The following is a 17,199-nucleotide window of genomic DNA, read 5'->3' as shown; positions in this document are numbered from 1 at the left end:
TCACTGCGGGTTGGCACGGGTGCTGGAAAGCAACGACTTCAGGTTGGCAGCCTTGGGCTTGACCAGCCAGAAACGACGCACGTAATCATCGAGGTTCTCGGCGAGTTCACGACCCCACTCGCTGTCGGTTTCCTCGACGTACTCGTTCAGCACGCGTTGCAGGTGGCTGCGGTAGGCTTCCATCGCCTCGCCGCTGATCCGCTGGATTTCCACCAGTTCGTGGTTGACCCGGTCAACGAAGGTGTTGTCCTGGTCGAGCACATAGGCGAAACCGCCGGTCATGCCAGAGCCGAAGTTGTAACCGGTCTTGCCCAACACGCAGACGAAACCACCGGTCATGTACTCGCAGCAGTGATCGCCGGTGCCTTCCACCACGGTGTGGGCACCGGAGTTACGCACGGCGAAACGCTCGCCCGCGGTGCCGGCAGCAAACAGCTTGCCGCCGGTAGCGCCGTACAGGCAGGTGTTGCCGATGATGGCACTGTCCTGAGTGCGGTAGACGCTGCCCTTCGGCGGAACGATCACCAGCTTGCCGCCGGTCATGCCCTTGCCGACGTAGTCGTTGGCGTCGCCTTCCAGGTACATGTTCAGGCCACCGGCGTTCCACACACCGAAGCTCTGCCCGGCCGTGCCCTTGAAGCGGAAGGTGATCGGGGCGTTGGCCATGCCCTGGTTGCCGTGCTTGCGCGCGATTTCACCGGAGATCCGTGCACCGATGGAACGGTCGCAGTTGCAGATTTCCAGATCAAACTCGGCGCCGCTCAAGTCATTGATCGCCGAAGTAGCCATGGCGACCATTTTCTCGGCCAGCAGGCCCTTGTCGAACGGCGGGTTGCGATCCACGCCACAGAACTGTGGCTTGTCCGCCGGCACGTGGTCGCTGCCCAGCAACGGGGTCAGGTCGAGGTGATGTTGCTTGGCGGTCTGGCCTTCGAGGACTTCCAGCAGATCAGTACGGCCGATCAGCTCCTCGAGGGAGCGCACGCCCAGCTTGGCCAGCCACTCACGGGTTTCTTCGGCGACGTAGGTGAAGAAGTTCACCACCATGTCGACGGTACCGATGTAGTGATCCTTGCGCAGCTTCTCGTTCTGGGTCGCGACGCCGGTGGCGCAGTTGTTCAGGTGGCAGATGCGCAGGTATTTGCAGCCCAGGGCGATCATTGGCGCGGTGCCGAAGCCGAAGCTTTCAGCGCCGAGGATCGCTGCCTTGATCACGTCGAGGCCGGTTTTCAGGCCGCCGTCGGTTTGAACCCGGACTTTGCCGCGCAAGTCGTTGCCACGCAGGGTCTGGTGGGTTTCGGCCAGGCCGAGTTCCCACGGAGCGCCCGCGTATTTGATCGAGGTCAGTGGCGATGCACCGGTACCGCCGTCGTAGCCGGAGATGGTGATCAAGTCCGCATAGGCCTTGGCCACACCGGCGGCGATGGTGCCGACGCCCGCTTCCGCTACCAGCTTCACCGAGACCAGTGCCTGCGGGTTGACCTGTTTCAGGTCGAAAATCAGCTGCGACAAGTCTTCGATCGAATAGATGTCGTGGTGCGGCGGCGGCGAAATCAGGGTCACGCCCGGCACTGCGTAACGCAGCTTGGCGATCAAACCGTTCACTTTACCGCCCGGCAGCTGACCACCTTCGCCGGGCTTGGCACCCTGGGCGACCTTGATCTGCAGCACTTCGGCGTTGACCAGGTATTCCGGGGTCACACCGAAACGGCCAGTCGCGACCTGCTTGATTTTCGAGCTCTTGATGGTGCCGTAGCGCGCCGGGTCTTCGCCGCCTTCGCCGGAGTTGGAACGCGCACCGAGGCGGTTCATGGCTTCGGCCAGGGCTTCGTGGGCTTCCGGTGACAGGGCGCCCAGGGAGATACCGGCGGAGTCGAAGCGCTTGAGCACCGATTCCAGCGGCTCGATTTCGCTCATGTCCAAAGGAGTGTCGAGGGTTTTGACTTTCAGCAGGTCACGGATCATCGACACCGGGCGGTTGTCCACCAGCGACGTGTATTCCTTGAACTTGCTGTAGTCGCCCTGCTGCACAGCGGCCTGCAAGGTGTTGACCACGTCCGGGTTGTACGCGTGGTATTCGCCACCGTGGACGAACTTCAGCAAACCACCCTGCTGGATCGGCTTGCGCGGGCTCCAGGCTTCGCTGGCCAGCGCTTTCTGCTCGGCTTCGATGTCGACGAAACGCGCACCCTTGATGCGGCTCGGCACACCACGGAAGCTCAGGTTGCAGACTTCCTCGGACAGGCCGATGGCCTCGAACAACTGCGCACCACGGTACGAAGTAATGGTCGAGATACCCATCTTCGACAGGATCTTGAGCAGGCCCTTGGTGATGCCTTTACGGTAGTTCTTGAACACCTCATAGAGGTCGCCCAGTACTTCACCGGTACGGATCAGGTCACCCAGCACTTCATAGGCCAGGAACGGGTAAACGGCAGAGGCACCGAAACCGATCAACACGGCGAAGTGATGCGGATCGCGAGCGGTCGCGGTTTCCACCAGGATGTTGGAGTCGCAACGCAGGCCTTTTTCGGTCAGGCGGTGGTGCACCGCGCCGGTGGCCAGGGAAGCGTGGATCGGCAGCTTGCCCGGGGCAATGTGACGATCACTCAGCACAACCTGGGTACGACCGGAACGCACGGCTTCTTCAGCCTGATCGGCGACGTTGCGGATGGCCGCTTCGAGGCCGATGCTTTCGTCGTAGTTGAGGTCGATGATCGCCCGTTCGAAACCCGGACGATCGAGGTTCATCAGCGAGCGCCATTTGGCCGGGGAAATGACCGGCGAGCTGAGGATCACGCGTGAAGCGTGTTCCGGCGACTCCTGGAAAATGTTGCGCTCGGCACCGAGGCAGATTTCCAGCGACATGACGATGGCTTCACGCAGCGGGTCGATCGGCGGGTTGGTGACCTGCGCGAACTGCTGGCGGAAATAGTCGTACGGCGTGCGCACGCGCTGGGACAGCACGGCCATCGGCGTATCGTCGCCCATCGAGCCCACGGCTTCGTAGCCCTGTTCGCCGAGCGGACGCAGCACCTGGTCGCGCTCTTCGAACGTGACCTGGTACATCTTCATGTATTGCTTGAGCTGATCGACGTCGTAGAACGCCGAACCGTGGTCGTTGTCTTCCATGGTCGCCTGGATGCGCAGGGCATTCTTGCGCAGCCATTGCTTGTACGGATGACGGGACTTCAGACGGTTGTCGATGGCGTCGGTGTCGAGGATCTGCCCGGTTTCGGTATCCACGGCAAAAATCTGGCCAGGTCCCACACGGCCCTTGGCGATCACGTCTTCAGGCTGGTAGTTCCAGACGCCGATTTCCGAAGCCAGGGTGATGAAACCATTCTTGGTAGTGACCCAACGCGCCGGACGCAGACCGTTACGGTCGAGCAGGCACACCGCGTAGCGACCATCGGTCATTACCACGCCGGCCGGGCCGTCCCACGGTTCCATGTGCATCGAGTTGTATTCGTAGAACGCACGCAGGTCCGGGTCCATGGTCTCGACGTTCTGCCACGCGGGCGGAATGATCATCCGCACGCCACGGAACAGGTCGATGCCACCGGTCACCATCAGCTCCAGCATGTTGTCCATGCTGGAGGAGTCGGAACCGACGCGGTTGACCAGCGGGCCGAGTTCTTCCAGGTCCATCAAATCGTTGGTGAACTTGGTGCGACGGGCCACGGCCCAGTTGCGGTTGCCGGTGATGGTGTTGATCTCGCCGTTGTGCGCCAGGAAGCGGAACGGTTGAGCCAGCGGCCATTTCGGCAGGGTGTTGGTGGAGAAGCGCTGGTGGAACACGCAAATCGAAGTTTGCAGGCGCTCATCGCTCAGGTCCGGATAGAAGGCGGTCAAGTCCGCCGGCATCATCAGGCCTTTGTAAATGATGGTCTTGTGCGAAAAGCTGCAGACGTAGTGGTCGGTGTCGGCGGCGTTGGCCACGGACGAGCGACGACGGGAGGTGAACAGCTTGACGGCCATGTCCTGATCGCTCAGGCCTTCACCGCCGATGAACACTTGCTCGATCTGCGGCAGGCGTTCAAGGGCCAGGCGGCCGAGGACGCTGGTGTCGATCGGCACTTTGCGCCAGCCGACCAGCTGCAAGCCGGCGGCCAGGATCTCGCGGTTCATGTTCTCGCGAGCGGCTTCGGCTTTGACCGGGTCCTGGTTGAAGAAGACCATGCCCACGGCGTATTGCCTGGGCATTTCGACGCCAAAGGTTTCCTGGGCGATGGCTCGCAGGAACACGTCCGGTTTTTGAATCAGCAGACCGCAACCGTCACCGGTCTTGCCGTCGGCATTAATCCCACCGCGGTGGGTCATGCAGGTCAGGGCCTCAATGGCCGTTTGCAAAAGGGTATGACTGGGCTCGCCCTGCATATGGGCTATCAGGCCGAAACCGCAGTTATCCTTGAATTCATCTGGTTGGTACAGACCTGCTTTCATAGACACTTTCTCACCAGGCTGCCTCTGATCGAGGCAAATTTCTTTTCAATTCAACCACTTGCCATCCGCGCCGAACGTACGCCAGCTTTGCGGGGCAAAAGGGAGGTCATTGTACACACCGACACTTGGCCTCACAAATTTGACGACGAAATGTCGCAAATCTATGTCGCATTTGTGAAAGGTTTAAAGCGATCTGCTGTGCTAGTCAAAACTTTTTTAATTTTGACCGCAACGACTCAAAGACTACTGTGACGCAGACACCACAAGGCACGCAGCCTGGAAGGCTGCGCGCACTTGTAGAAATTTTGAGGTGCTTGGAGAGGCGGCCTGGGTAAGGCCGCCGAATCTTCAGCGAGTTGTTGCCAGTTCCTGTTGGACGCTGGCGACAGTGCGAGGCCAAGGTTTACCAGCCTGAACCTTCGCTGGCAAGGCCTTGATGGCGGAAACGGCTGCATCACGATTGGCGAAGTTGCCGTAGGTGATCACGTAGAGCGGCTTGCCATTGAGGACTTTCTTGAAATAACGGTACTCGCCGCCCTGCTCCTTGACGAAGCTTTGTGCGGCAGTTTCGGAGCTGGTGCCGAGGATTTGCACCACGTAGTTGCCCGGAGCCTGACCGGCGTACCAGGTGCCGCCAGCAGCCTTGGCCACCGGAGCCGGTTTTTCGACAGGCTTGGCCGCCGCCGCAACGGCTGGCTTGGCTGGTGCTGGAGCAGGCTTGGCCACTGGAGCAGGCGCTGGCTTGGCGGTGGCAACCTGAGTCGGCGCAGGTGCCGGCTTGGCCGCTGGTGTCGGTGCAGGGCCGGCAGGAACGCCCACAGGTGGCGCAGTGGTGGTCACCGTCGGCGGTGTGGCGCTGGAGCCTTCGACCGGCACGCCGTCGTCGCCTTCAGTAATGCCTCCCGCCGCTTCCGCCAGCGGACCGCGCATGACCGGCTGCGAGTTACCGACCAACGGCAATGGCATCGGCTGCGTGTTGCCAGCGAATTCGACGGCCGGAGCACCGCCGTTCGCTGTTGGCTGTCCCTGACCCAGCGGCAATTGCGCCTGTTCGTTGGCCGGTGCACCTGTAGTCGGTGCCTTGTTGCGACCCGGCATCAACCAGGCGGCAGCTACCGCGACCACGACCACGGCGGAAATCGCCAACACGTGTTTCTTCGGCATATTGAACCCCATTTTTGGACGCTTGACCGCTGAGCGGCTGGCGATCATGGCTTCGATCATTGCATCGCGGGCGACCTGATTGATGCTGCCAGGCCAACCTTCGGAGCTTTCGTGAATATCAGAGATCTGATCCGCGGTGAAAAGTTCGATACCGCGGCCAGCGCCTTCGAGCCGCTGTTCCAGATATTCGCGGGTTTCTTCCTCGGTGTAGGGCTGCAGCTCGATGACGTGGAAGCGCTCTTCTTCGAGACTCAACTGGTCCAATTGAGCAATCAGCGAGGTTTCACCGAACAGGAACACATGCGGACGGCCTTCAGGCGCGCCGGCAGCCAGGACCAGCAGAGCCTCAAGGGCGGACTCTTCCAGTTGTTCGGCATCATCGACCAGCAAATAGACTTCCTGCCCGGTCAGGGCAAGCTGCACCACTTGAGCCAGGATAGCGTCGACATCGGCCTGGCCGACGTTCAGCGCCTGGGCCACCTGGCGCAACACCCCCGCCGCATCGCCGGCGCCGCGGGCAGAAACCACCACACTTTGTACCGATTGCTTGTTGGTGCTGGCGACCAGGGCTTGACGTAACAGGGTCTTGCCACTGCCCTCGGGGCCGGTGACCACCAGCAGCAACTGACTGTAACGGGCCAGGTGATGCAGTTGTCCCAGCACCGGTTTGCGCTGGGCCGGGAAAAATTTGAAGCCAGGCACCCGTGGAGCAAAAGGGTCATGACTCAACTGGTAATGGCCGAGGAAAGCCTCGTCGGCATGCAAACTAGTCATCGTGTTCTTATTAACCTTTAAGCTGAGCCAGGGCGCGGTAGTCTGCCCCCAGCGTGGCCTGTAGAACCTCTTTCGGATAATCGTCGGTCACCACCGCTTCACCCATGTGGCGCAGCAGCACCAGGCGCAAACGACCGTCGATCACTTTTTTATCAATGGACATATGTTCGAGGAAATCGGCTTCTGTCATCTCTTCTGGCGGAACAACCGGCAGACCCGCACGCTGGAACAGACGAATGCCACGATCACGCTCCTGTTCGCTGATCCAGCCCAGTCGCGTGGACATCTCCAATGCCATTACGGTGCCAGCAGCCACTGCTTCACCATGTAGCCACACACCATAGCCCATGTGGGTTTCAATGGCGTGGCCAAAAGTGTGGCCCAGGTTCAATGTGGCACGAACGCCTGTCTCTTTCTCATCGGCACCGACCACCGCCGCCTTGGCTGCGCAGGAGCGTTCGATCGCATAAGTCAGGGCTTGCTGGTCCAGATTGCGCAGGCGGTCGACGTTGTCTTCGAGCCAGGTCAGGAACGGCTCATCACAGATCAGCCCGTACTTGATGACTTCAGCCAGCCCGGCGGACAGTTCGCGGGCCGGCAGGGTATTGAGGCTGGCGGTATCGATCAGCACGACATTCGGCTGGTAGAAGGCGCCGACCATGTTTTTGCCCAGCGGATGGTTGATCCCGGTCTTGCCGCCCACCGAAGAATCGACCTGCGACAGCAGTGTGGTCGGAACCTGGATGAAATCGACGCCGCGCTGGTAGCAGGCGGCCGCAAAGCCGGCCATGTCACCGATCACACCGCCGCCAAGGGCGATCACCGTGGTGCGGCGGTCATGCCGGGCAGTCAGCAGACCATCGAAAATCAGTTGCAGGGTTTCCCAGGTCTTGAAGGCTTCGCCGTCGGGCAGCACCACGGAAATCACCGAGAACTGCGCCAGGCTGCGGGTCAGACGCTCGAGATAGAGCGGCGCAACAGTCTCGTTGGAGATGATCGCTACTTGCCGTCCGCGAATGTGCGGGGCCAGCAACTCAGGCTGATCCAACAAACCTTCGCCAATATGAATCGGGTAGCTGCGCTCGCCTAGATCGACCTTGAGTGTCTGCATGTGTCCCCACAGTGAAAATGGAATCAGGCATCCTGCCTAGAGTTAACAAATGTCCACGACCTCTGCTGGTGTGACGCCGTTCGGTAGCCATCCGCCACAACCTTGAGCAGTCATGGCAGGACGCCGAGGATAGCGCATTTCGCGCAACGCTTTAACGGGGTGGCAACTGCTGCAAGCGCTCTAGAATGTCGAGTACGACCATTCGTGGCGGCCGCTCATCGGTTTCGACCACCAGGTCGGCGATTTCCCGATAAAGCGGATCGCGGATCGCCAACAGATCCCGCAGGGTCTTGGCCGGATCGGCAGTACGCAACAGTGGCCGATTGCGGTCGCGGGCCGTGCGACCGACCTGCTGTTCGACCGACGCATGCAGATAAACCACCCGCCCACCGGCATGCAGCGCCCGGCGATTGGCTTCGCGCATGACTGCACCACCACCTGTCGCCAGCACCACTCCGTCGTATTCGCACAGCTCGGCAATCATTGCCTGCTCGCGATCACGAAAGCCCGGTTCGCCTTCTTTATCGAAGATCCAAGGGATATTGGCACCCGTGCGCAATTCAATTTCCTTATCGGAATCTTTGAACGGCAGGCGCAGCTCTTTGGCCAGCAACCGGCCGATGGTGCTTTTTCCAGCGCCCATCGGTCCAACAAGAATCAAATTTCGCACAGAATCAATGACTCACAGCAATCGCCTGGTTATTCATGATACGCGGAGTGAGGAATACCAACAGCTCGGATTTTTTCTCCGAAACCACATCACGCCGGAAAAGGCGGCCAAGATACGGCACATCGCCAAGAAATGGCACCTTATCTACAACCTTGCTCTGAGTATTTGAGAAAACCCCGCCAATGACGATAGTCTCGCCATCGTTGACCAGGACCTTGGCATTGACCTCGTTTTTCTTGATCGGCGGTACATCCTGGACCTTGTTCAGGAAGTCCGGTTCGTCCTTGGTAACTTTGACCTCCATGATGATCCGGTTGTCTGGCGTGATCTGCGGCGTCACCTCAAGCGATAGCGACGCCTCCTTGAACGACACCGAAGTCGCGCCACTGGAGCTGGATTCCTGATAGGGAATTTCAGTGCCCTTGAGGATTTTGGCGGTTTCCTTGTCGGACGTGACCACCTTGGGTTGCGAGACAATTTCCCCATTGCCGGTTTTCTCCATGGCCGTCAGCTCCAGGTCCAGCAGGACATTGTCGGTGATGAACGCGATGCCGATTCCCGAGGTGTTGTTGACCGCTCCCATGTCGACGAACGGTGTGTTGGTGCTGGTACTGCCGGGCGTGCCGATGGTCGACGAGCCATTGACCCCATTGCTGACGCCGGAAGTGTTCCAGTTGCCCCTGTTCTGTATCGAACCGCCCCAGCGCACCCCGAGGCTTTTGTCATAGTCGACGTTGGCTTCGACGATCCGCGCTTCGATCATCACCTGGCGAACCGGGATATCCAGTTGCGTGACAATCCTGCGCAGCTCATCAAGCCGTTCCTGGGTCTGGTAGGCAATGATGTTGTTGGTGCGCTCATCGACGGTGATCGACCCTCGCTCATCGGCCTTCGCTTCGGCATTGGTCACTGACTGGAACAACTTGGCGATATCCGCCGCTTTGGCGTAGTTGACCTGCAACAGTTCCCGACGCAATGGCGCAAGGTCAGCGATCTGCTTTTGCGACTCCAGCTCCTGACGCTCACGGGCAGCAATTTCATCGGCCGGAGCGACCAGCAGGACATTGCCAACCTTGCGCTTGTCCAGTCCCTTGGTTTTCAGCACCAGATCCAGCGCCTGGTCCCACGGCACGTTCTGCAAGCGCAGGGTAATCCCCCCTTGTACCGTGTCGCTGGCCACCAGATTGAGATTGGTGAAGTCGGCAATCAGTTGCAGTACCGAGCGCACATCGATGTCCTGGAAATTCAGCGAAAGCTTCTCGCCGCTGTAGGCGTGCTGCCCGACATTGCGCTTTTGCAGGTCGTCGACCGTCGCCGGGCGGACGCTGACCGTGAGTTTACTGTCGGTCTGGTAGGTCGAGTAATCGAAGGTACCGCCGGGTTCGATGCTGATGGTGGCCCGGTCGCCGCTGGCGCTGGCGTTGACGAACTGCACCGGCGTGGCGAAATCCTTCACATCCAGGCGAACTCGCAAGGGTTCAGGCAATCGGGTCCTGGCGAAGCCGAGGATGATTTTTCCGTCGCGCTCCTGGATATCCGGGGCAATTGACGGGTCCGACAGATCGATCACCACATTGCCTTCGCCCTGGGTTCCCCGCTGGAAATCCACACCACGGATGGCCTTGCCTGTCGGAGTCGCGGTTCGGACCTGGGCTGGCGCTGGAGAGGCGACCGGCCGGGACGCCGGACCTTTGGCCCCTTGCCCGACCACCACGAACAGCGTGTTGCCTTCAACCCGCGAGCTGTAAGGGGCCGGCTGACTCAGATTGATGATCAACCGCGCCCGGTCCCTGGACTCGACCACTGTGGCGCTGCGAGCGTTACCGTCGCCCAGGTCGCGGGTTTTGCTGGCCAGCTGGCTGACGACACCCGGCAAATCGAGCGCAATCCGGGCCGGTGACTCCGTCGTGTAGCCGTGGGGCATCGGGGGTGGCTCATCGAAAGACAACTTCAACTCGACACGGTCTCCCGGCAGCGCAGCGACATCCAGCGCCTTGAGATTGGCCGCTTGTACCATCGGCGACAACAACGCTATCCATAGCGACAGTCCGAAGGTGGAGAAAATCCTGTTCATTATGCGAGTTCCACTATGAGTGCTCTTTCAAAGGGATGGTTCGGGGACGCTCCAGCCAGACCCCCTCGCCATCGGGGACGATTTCAATCACATCGACCCGGGAGCTGCTGATAGCGACGATCCGCCCATCGTTGCGCCCCAGGTAATCGCCGACTTTCAACCGATGGACCCCACCCGCTCCACGCAGCAACGCAAAGGAGCCGGTCGCATTGGACAGGGTGCCGACCATTTCAAACTGCTCGATGTTGAAGCCTTCGAGGTACTGCCTGACCCGATCGGGGTCGGGTTTGACGTTGCGCGAGCCGTGCTTCTGTCCCGCCAGATCGCCCCTGACCTGTGGCGAAAATGGACTGCGCAGCTTCGTCGCGTTGTAAGTGAATGTCGGGTAAGACCGGAATGTGGGCGTTGGTTCAATCCTGCCCGGTGCGCGCAGGCGCATTTCGTTCATGTACGCGTCCAGATCACTGAAATCATCGCTGACGCCACAACCACCGAGAAAAGCCGACAACACCGCAACAACCCCATAACGGACCCGGCTCATTGGTACGGCCCCTTGTCGTTGTAGCGGTACGTCTTGGCCAGGATACTCAGGCGCAGCTTCGGCCCGCCTTCAGGGTTGACCGGTGCAAGGTCGAAGTCATGCAGGGTGACGATGCGCGGCAATCCGGCCACACCGCTGACGAACATGGCCAGGTCGTGATAGGCACCGACGACGGTGATCTGGATCGGCAGTTCGATGTAGAACGGCTGGGCGACCTCCGGCAACAGCTTGATCTCTTCAAACTCCAGGCCGCTGCCCAGCCCCGTACGCGTGATGTCTTCCAGTAAGCCCGGGACTTCCGTGTCACTGGGCAATTGCCGCAACAGCACGCCGAAGGAGTTCTCCATTTCTTTCAACTGCTGGGTATAGAGCTCCAGGTTCGCCGCGGCGCGCGCCTTGATAGCAAACTGTTCCTTGAGCGTCGATTCTTCCTCGCGCTTGAGATCAAGCTGACTCTCAAGTTCGCGGGTGGAAAAGCTGTAGCCCAGGGCCAGTACCAGGAGCATGAGCAAACCGGCCACCAGAATCTTGATCGCCGGCGGCCAGGAACCGGTGTTGCTGGTATCCAGATCATTGATGTCGATCTTGCGCAACCCTTCGAACCATTCGGACGGACTCATTTGCCCCCCTCCGGTGTTGCGGGTCGAGTCTGGCGTACGGTCAACTGGAAGACGCTGGCCTGATCCACCTGGCCGGCAGTCGTGGCCTTGACCTCGGTCAGGCTCGGCGCATCGAACCAGTCTGACGCCTCCAGGTTGCGCATCAAGTCTGAAACACGGTTGTTGGATTGCGCCGCGCCGGTGATGGACAAGGTCTTGCCGGTCATTTTCACTTCGGTGAAGTACACGCCATCGGGCAGTGCGCGCGCCAACTGGTCAAACATTCGCCCGCTGATCGGCCGATTGCCTTGCAGGTCCTGGATGATGCGCATGCGCTCGATGAGTTGCTGACGGCGCTCCTTGAGGTCGCTGATCTGCTTGATCCGCTCGTCCACCACGGCAATTTGCTTGCCGATGTAATCGTTGCGGGCGACTTGCCGGTCGATGGCGCCGCTGATGGCCTGATTCGCCACCAGTACCACGCCCACCGTACCCGCCACTACGGCCATCATGACCAACAGGAAGCGCTTGCGACGGGCTTCACGCCGCTCCTCGCGCCAAGGTAAAAGGTTGATCCGCGCCATCAGTCGAAGCTCCTGAGAGCCAGACCGCAGGCAATCATCAACGCCGGGGCATCACTCGCCAGGGCAGCACCATTGACCTTGCTGCCCAGAATCATTTCGGAAAAAGGGTTCGCGACCTGGGTCGGAGTACCCAATTGCTGCCCGATCAAACGCTCCAGCCCCGGGACCGAAGCGGTTCCGCCGGCGAGCAGGATATGGTCGACGGCGTTGTACTGGCCGCTGGCAAAGAAGAACTGCAACGAACGCGACACCTGCTGCACCAGCGCTTCGCGAAACGGCTGCAAGACCTCATCGTCATAGTCATCCGGCAGACCACCCTGTTTTTTCGCCAGATCCGCCTGCTCCGGCGTCAGGCCATAGCGGCGCTGGATTTCCTCGGTCAACTGCCGACCGCCGAACAGTTGTTCGCGGGTATAGATAATCCGTCCGCCGTGCAGCACGCTCAGGGTGGTCATGGTGGCGCCGATATCCACCACCGCGACCGTCAAACGTTCCCGGGAAACCGCGAGCCGACTGGCCAGCAACCCGAATGAGCGCTCCAGCGCGTAGGCCTCGACATCGACCACGCGGGCGGTCAGCCCCGCCAGTGTCAGGACTGCCTCGCGCACTTCGACGTTTTCCTTGCGGCAAGCGGCGAGCAATACATTGACGCGCTCGGGATTGCGCACCGAGGCGCCCTGGACTTCAAAGTCGATCGCGACTTCGTCCAGGGGATAAGGAATGTACTGATCAGCCTCGAACTTCAGCTGGCTTTCCATCTCGTCGTCGGAAAGACCGGCATCCATCTCGATGGTCTTGGTGATGACCGCCGAGCCTGCCACGGCCACCGCCACGTTCTTGAGGCCGGTTCTGGCCTTGACCAGCACGCGAGTGAGGGCCAACCCCACGCCTTCGAGCTCAGCGATATTCTTTTCGATCACCGCACCGACCGGCAACGGCTCCACCGCATAAGCCTCGACCCGGTAGCGCTCACCTTGACGGCTCAACTCCAGAAGTTTCACCGAGGTGGAGCTGATATCGATTCCCAAGAGCGTATTGGATTTTTTGTTGAAAAGTCCTAGCACTACCAATTCCCTATGACTATCCGTGAGTTACGGACTCTGCAATGTCCATTGCGTTCAATCCACCCGTCTTGACAGCAGCGCCAATGACGCTCCCGAGCAGAAAAATGCTTATAATGCCCAGCGTTTTTTTTCCGCATTTGCTCAAGCGCGGGTCGTTCTCATTTAGCTTGAACCCTGTTGCCCAATTCATTTTTGCCCTGGATATCCAAAAGCCTTGATTCGTCTGCTGAAGTTTTTCGGTTGGTCCATCGTCGCGGTTTTCTGCGGACTCCTTCTGGGTCTGAGCGGGGCGTATCTCTACCTTAGTCCCGGACTACCGTCCGTGGAGGCGCTGAGAAGCATCCAGTTGCAGATTCCTTTGCGGGTCTACAGCAGCGATAACAAGTTGATTGCAGAATTCGGCGAAATGCGCCGCACACCGATCCGTTTCGCCGACATTCCCCCCAATTTCATTAATGCGTTACTAAGTGCTGAAGACGACAATTTCGCCAACCACTATGGCGTCGACCCCAGCAGCCTGATGCGTGCCGCTACCCAACTGGTCAAAAGCGGGCACATCCAGTCCGGCGGCAGCACGATCACCATGCAGGTGGCGAAGAACTTCTTCCTGACCAGCGAACGCAGCTTTTCGCGCAAGACCACCGAGATCCTCCTGGCCCTGCAGATCGAACGGCAGCTGACCAAGGACGAGATCCTCGAGCTGTACGTCAACAAGATCTATCTGGGTAACCGCGCCTACGGTATCGAGGCGGCGGCGCAGGTCTATTACGGCAAGTCGATCCGCGATGTCAGCCTGGCGCAAATGGCGATGATTGCCGGCCTGCCAAAGGCGCCGTCGCGCTTCAACCCGCTGGCCAACCCGGCGCGCAGCAAGGAGCGTCGCGACTGGATCCTGGGGCGCATGTACAAGCTCGGGAAAATCAGCGAGGCCGACTACACCGCCGCGATCAACGAGCCGCTGAACGCCAGCTATCACGTGCCGACCCCGGAAGTGAACGCGCCATACATCGCCGAAATGGCCCGCGCCGAAATGGTCGGACGTTATGGCAGCGACGCCTATACCGAAGGCTTCCGCGTGACCACCACCGTACCGAGCGACCTCCAGGAACTGGCCAACACCGCAGTCCACGAAGGCCTGATGACCTACGATCAGCGCCACGGCTATCGCGGACCCGAGTCGCGGCTGCCGGGCAAGACTCGCGAAGCCTGGGCAATCGAGCTGACCAAACAACGCACCATCAGCAGCCTGGAACCGGCCATCGTGACCCAGGTCGACAAGAACGGCCTGCAAGTACTGACCCGCACCGGCCAGGAACACGTGAGCTGGGACACCATGAAATGGGCCCGTCCGTTCCTGAATACCAACAGCATGGGCGCCAATCCGAAGCAACCTTCGGACGTTGCGCAGGTCGGCGATCTGATCCGCGTACAGCGTCAGCCGGACAACTCGCTGAAGTTCAGCCAGATCCCGCAGGCCCAGGGCGCACTGGTTTCCCTGGACCCACAGAACGGCGCCATTCGTTCTCTGGTCGGCGGTTTCGCCTTCGAGCAAAGCAACTACAACCGCGCATTGCAGGCCAAGCGCCAGCCGGGTTCGAGCTTCAAACCGTTCATCTACAGCGCCGCACTGGATAACGGCTACACCGCCTCCAGCCTGGTAAACGACGCACCGATCGTGTTCGTCGATGAGTACCTGGACAAGGTATGGCGACCAAAAAACGACACCAACACCTTCCTCGGCCCAATCCGTTTGCGTGAAGCGCTGTACAAGTCGCGCAACCTGGTGTCGATCCGCTTGCTGCAAGCGATGGGCGTTGGCAAGACCATTGACTACATCACGCGCTTTGGCTTCAACAAGCAGGACCTGCCACCCAACCTGTCGCTGGCCCTGGGCACCGCGACCCTGACGCCAATGGAGATCGCCACTGGCTGGAGCGCTTTCGCCAACGGCGGCTACAAGATCACCCCGTACATCATCGACAAGATCGAAAGCCGCAACGGCGACACGCTGTTCGTCGCCAACCCGCCGAGCGTGCCCAAGGGTGGCGCGGCCAGTGACGGCATTGCTGCACCGGTCGCCGAGGCCTTCACGGTCAATGTGACACCGGGTGAAGCCCCGGGCACCACGCCGGCGCCACAAGCTCCGGCCGTGGCCGAACGCATCGTCGACGGACGTACCACATTCATTCTCAACAGCATGCTTGAGGATGTGATCAAGCTCGGCACCGGTCGTCGTGCGCTGGCCCTGGGCCGCCCAGACATTGCCGGCAAGACCGGCACGACCAACGAATCGAAGGACGCCTGGTTCTCCGGTTACAACGCCGATTACGTGACGACCGTATGGACCGGTTTCGACCAGCCGGAAAGCCTGGGCCGCAAGGAGTTCGGCGGTACCGTCGCACTGCCGATCTGGATGAACTACATGGGCGCCGCGCTCAAGGGCCTGCCGCCGCACACGCAGCCAGAGCCTGAAGGCATCCTGAGCCTGCGCGTCGACCCGGTCAGCGGTCGCGCGGCAACCCCAGGCACGCCTGGCGCCTACTTCGAGCTGTTCAAGGCTGAAGACACGCCCCCGTCGGTCAACGAACTGGGCAACGGCAATGTGCCGGGCAGCCCGCTGCCGGCGGATGAAGCGGCGCCGATCGATTTGTTCTGATTGCAGCAATGATCAAAAGCCCCGCCTTCGAAAGAAGTGCGGGGCTTTTTTTGCCTACCGGTTTTGATGCTGTCTGGTCCGGCCTCTTCGCGAGCAAGCCCGCTCCCACATTGGAACGCATTCTCCTGTGGGAACGGGCTTGCTCGCGAAGAGGTCGTCACAGACACCACAAAAACCACAGGCATAAAAAAACCCCGGCACAATCAAGAGCCGGGGTTTTCGGTTGAACGCTACAACAGCTTAGCCGTTGAACACGTCATCCACGCTTTTCAGCGGGTAGTTCTTCGGATACGGCAGGGTCGCCACACCGGTCTCGATGGCGGCTTTAGCCACGGCATCGGAGATCAGGGTGATCAGACGGGCATCCATTGGCTTCGGAATGATGTACTCACGGCCGAATTCCAGCTTGATGCCGCCGTAGGCGTCGCACACTTCCTGAGGCACTGGCAGCTTGGCCAGTTCACGCAGGGCGTTGGCCGCAGCCACTTTCATTTCTTCGTTGATGCGCTTGGCGCGAACGTCCAGGGCACCACGGAAGATGAACGGGAAGCCCAGTACGTTGTTGACCTGGTTCGGGTAGTCGGAACGACCGGTGGCCATGATCACGTCGCTACGGGTAGCGTGTGCCAGCTCCGGGGAGATTTCCGGATCAGGGTTGGAGCACGCGAACACGATCGGGTTGGCCGCCATGGACAGCAGGCCTTCAGGGCTCAGCAGGTTCGGGCCGGACAGGCCTACGAACACGTCAGCGCCTTGCAGGGCGTCAGCCAGGGTGCGCTTGTCGGTCGCGTGAGCGAACACAGCCTTGTACTGGTTCAGGTCGTCACGGCCGGAGTGGATCACGCCGGTACGGTCGACCATGTAGATGTTTTCGATGTTGGCACCCATGCTCACCAGCAACTTCATGCAGGAGATGGCGGCGGCGCCGGCACCCAGGCAGACGATCTTGGCTTCCGGCAGGGTTTTGCCAGCGATTTCCAGGGCGTTGATCATGCCGGCGGCGGTCACGATAGCGGTGCCGTGCTGGTCATCGTGGAATACCGGGATGTCGCACTGCTCGATCAGAGCGCGCTCGATTTCAAAGCACTCTGGTGCCTTGATGTCTTCCAGGTTGATGCCACCGAAAGTGATGGAGATGCGCTTCACGGTGTCAATGAAGGCTTGCGGGCTTTCGGAGTCGACTTCGATGTCGAAAACGTCGATGCCGGCGAAGCGCTTGAACAGTACGCCTTTACCTTCCATCACTGGCTTGGAGGCCAATGGGCCGAGGTTACCCAGGCCGAGAATCGCGGTGCCATCGGAAATGACTGCAACCAGGTTGCCTTTGCCGGTGTACTTGTAGGCCAGTTCAGGATCGCGGGCGATCTCGCGTACTGGTTCGGCTACGCCCGGGCTGTAGGCCAGCGACAAGTCGCGAGCGGTAGCAGTGGCCTTGGTGAGCTCGACACTCAGCTTCCCTGGACGAGGATTGGCATGATATTCGAGAGCGGCAGTTTTCAGATCAGACATTTTGGCA

11 protein-coding genes are annotated in these 17,199 nt (G+C 60.2%); 1 reads left to right on the top strand and 10 read right to left on the bottom strand.

Annotation, left to right across the window (positions count from 1 at the left end; all coding sequences use genetic code 11):
* The 9 genes from gltB to PMI28_RS08880 form a co-directional block, all read right to left on the bottom strand.
* The gene (gene gltB, locus PMI28_RS08840; protein ID WP_007989328.1) at window positions 1-4,446 is read right to left on the bottom strand and encodes a glutamate synthase large subunit; all 4,446 of its coding nucleotides are present in this window, start codon (window positions 4,444-4,446) and stop codon (window positions 1-3) included.
* 348 nt (window positions 4,447-4,794) lie between these two features.
* Window positions 4,795-6,384, bottom strand: coding sequence for an AAA family ATPase (locus tag PMI28_RS08845; RefSeq protein ID WP_007989326.1), 1,590 nt, complete (start codon window positions 6,382-6,384; stop codon window positions 4,795-4,797).
* Window positions 6,385-6,394: 10 nt separating this feature from the next.
* Entirely contained in the window at window positions 6,395-7,495 is a 1,101-nt protein-coding gene (gene aroB, locus PMI28_RS08850) for a 3-dehydroquinate synthase (protein WP_007989324.1), read from the bottom strand.
* A gap of 151 nt (window positions 7,496-7,646) precedes the next feature.
* Window positions 7,647-8,165, bottom strand: coding sequence for a shikimate kinase AroK (gene aroK, locus PMI28_RS08855; RefSeq protein ID WP_033063498.1), 519 nt, complete (start codon window positions 8,163-8,165; stop codon window positions 7,647-7,649).
* A 4-nt stretch (window positions 8,166-8,169) separates the two neighbouring features.
* On the bottom strand, window positions 8,170-10,239 hold the full coding sequence (pilQ, locus tag PMI28_RS08860; protein ID WP_007989320.1) for a type IV pilus secretin PilQ: 2,070 nt from the start codon (window positions 10,237-10,239) through the stop codon (window positions 8,170-8,172).
* 13 nt (window positions 10,240-10,252) lie between these two features.
* Window positions 10,253-10,780, bottom strand: a complete 528-nt coding sequence (locus PMI28_RS08865) for a pilus assembly protein PilP (RefSeq protein ID WP_007989318.1) — start codon at window positions 10,778-10,780, stop codon at window positions 10,253-10,255.
* Window positions 10,777-11,400 carry a type 4a pilus biogenesis protein PilO gene (gene pilO / locus PMI28_RS08870; RefSeq protein WP_007989316.1) on the bottom strand — a complete coding sequence of 208 codons (624 nt, stop codon included), beginning with the start codon at window positions 11,398-11,400 and terminating at the stop codon, window positions 10,777-10,779. Before pilO ends, PMI28_RS08865 begins: the two co-directional genes overlap by 4 nt.
* On the bottom strand, window positions 11,397-11,963 hold the full coding sequence (locus PMI28_RS08875) for a PilN domain-containing protein (RefSeq protein WP_007989314.1): 567 nt from the start codon (window positions 11,961-11,963) through the stop codon (window positions 11,397-11,399). The genes pilO and PMI28_RS08875 overlap by 4 nt, the downstream gene beginning before the upstream one ends.
* Window positions 11,963-13,027, bottom strand: a complete 1,065-nt coding sequence (locus PMI28_RS08880) for a pilus assembly protein PilM (protein WP_007989312.1) — start codon at window positions 13,025-13,027, stop codon at window positions 11,963-11,965. Before PMI28_RS08880 ends, PMI28_RS08875 begins: the two co-directional genes overlap by 1 nt.
* Window positions 13,028-13,244: 217 nt before the next feature.
* Here PMI28_RS08880 and PMI28_RS08885 point away from each other — a divergent pair, with 217 nt between their 5' ends.
* Entirely contained in the window at window positions 13,245-15,683 is a 2,439-nt protein-coding gene (locus PMI28_RS08885) for a penicillin-binding protein 1A (RefSeq protein WP_443200733.1), read from the top strand.
* Window positions 15,684-15,923: 240 nt separating this feature from the next.
* Here the strand turns inward: PMI28_RS08885 and PMI28_RS08890 are convergent, their stop codons facing one another.
* On the bottom strand, window positions 15,924-17,192 hold the full coding sequence (locus PMI28_RS08890) for a malic enzyme-like NAD(P)-binding protein (protein WP_007989306.1): 1,269 nt from the start codon (window positions 17,190-17,192) through the stop codon (window positions 15,924-15,926).
* Window positions 17,193-17,199: the final 7 nt, after the last annotated feature.

The organism is Pseudomonas sp. GM48, from assembly GCF_000282335.1.
GTDB lineage: Bacteria > Pseudomonadota > Gammaproteobacteria > Pseudomonadales > Pseudomonadaceae > Aquipseudomonas.
The sequence above is the reverse complement of the archived record's forward strand: the minus strand, read 5'-3'. Positions and strand labels throughout refer to the sequence as shown.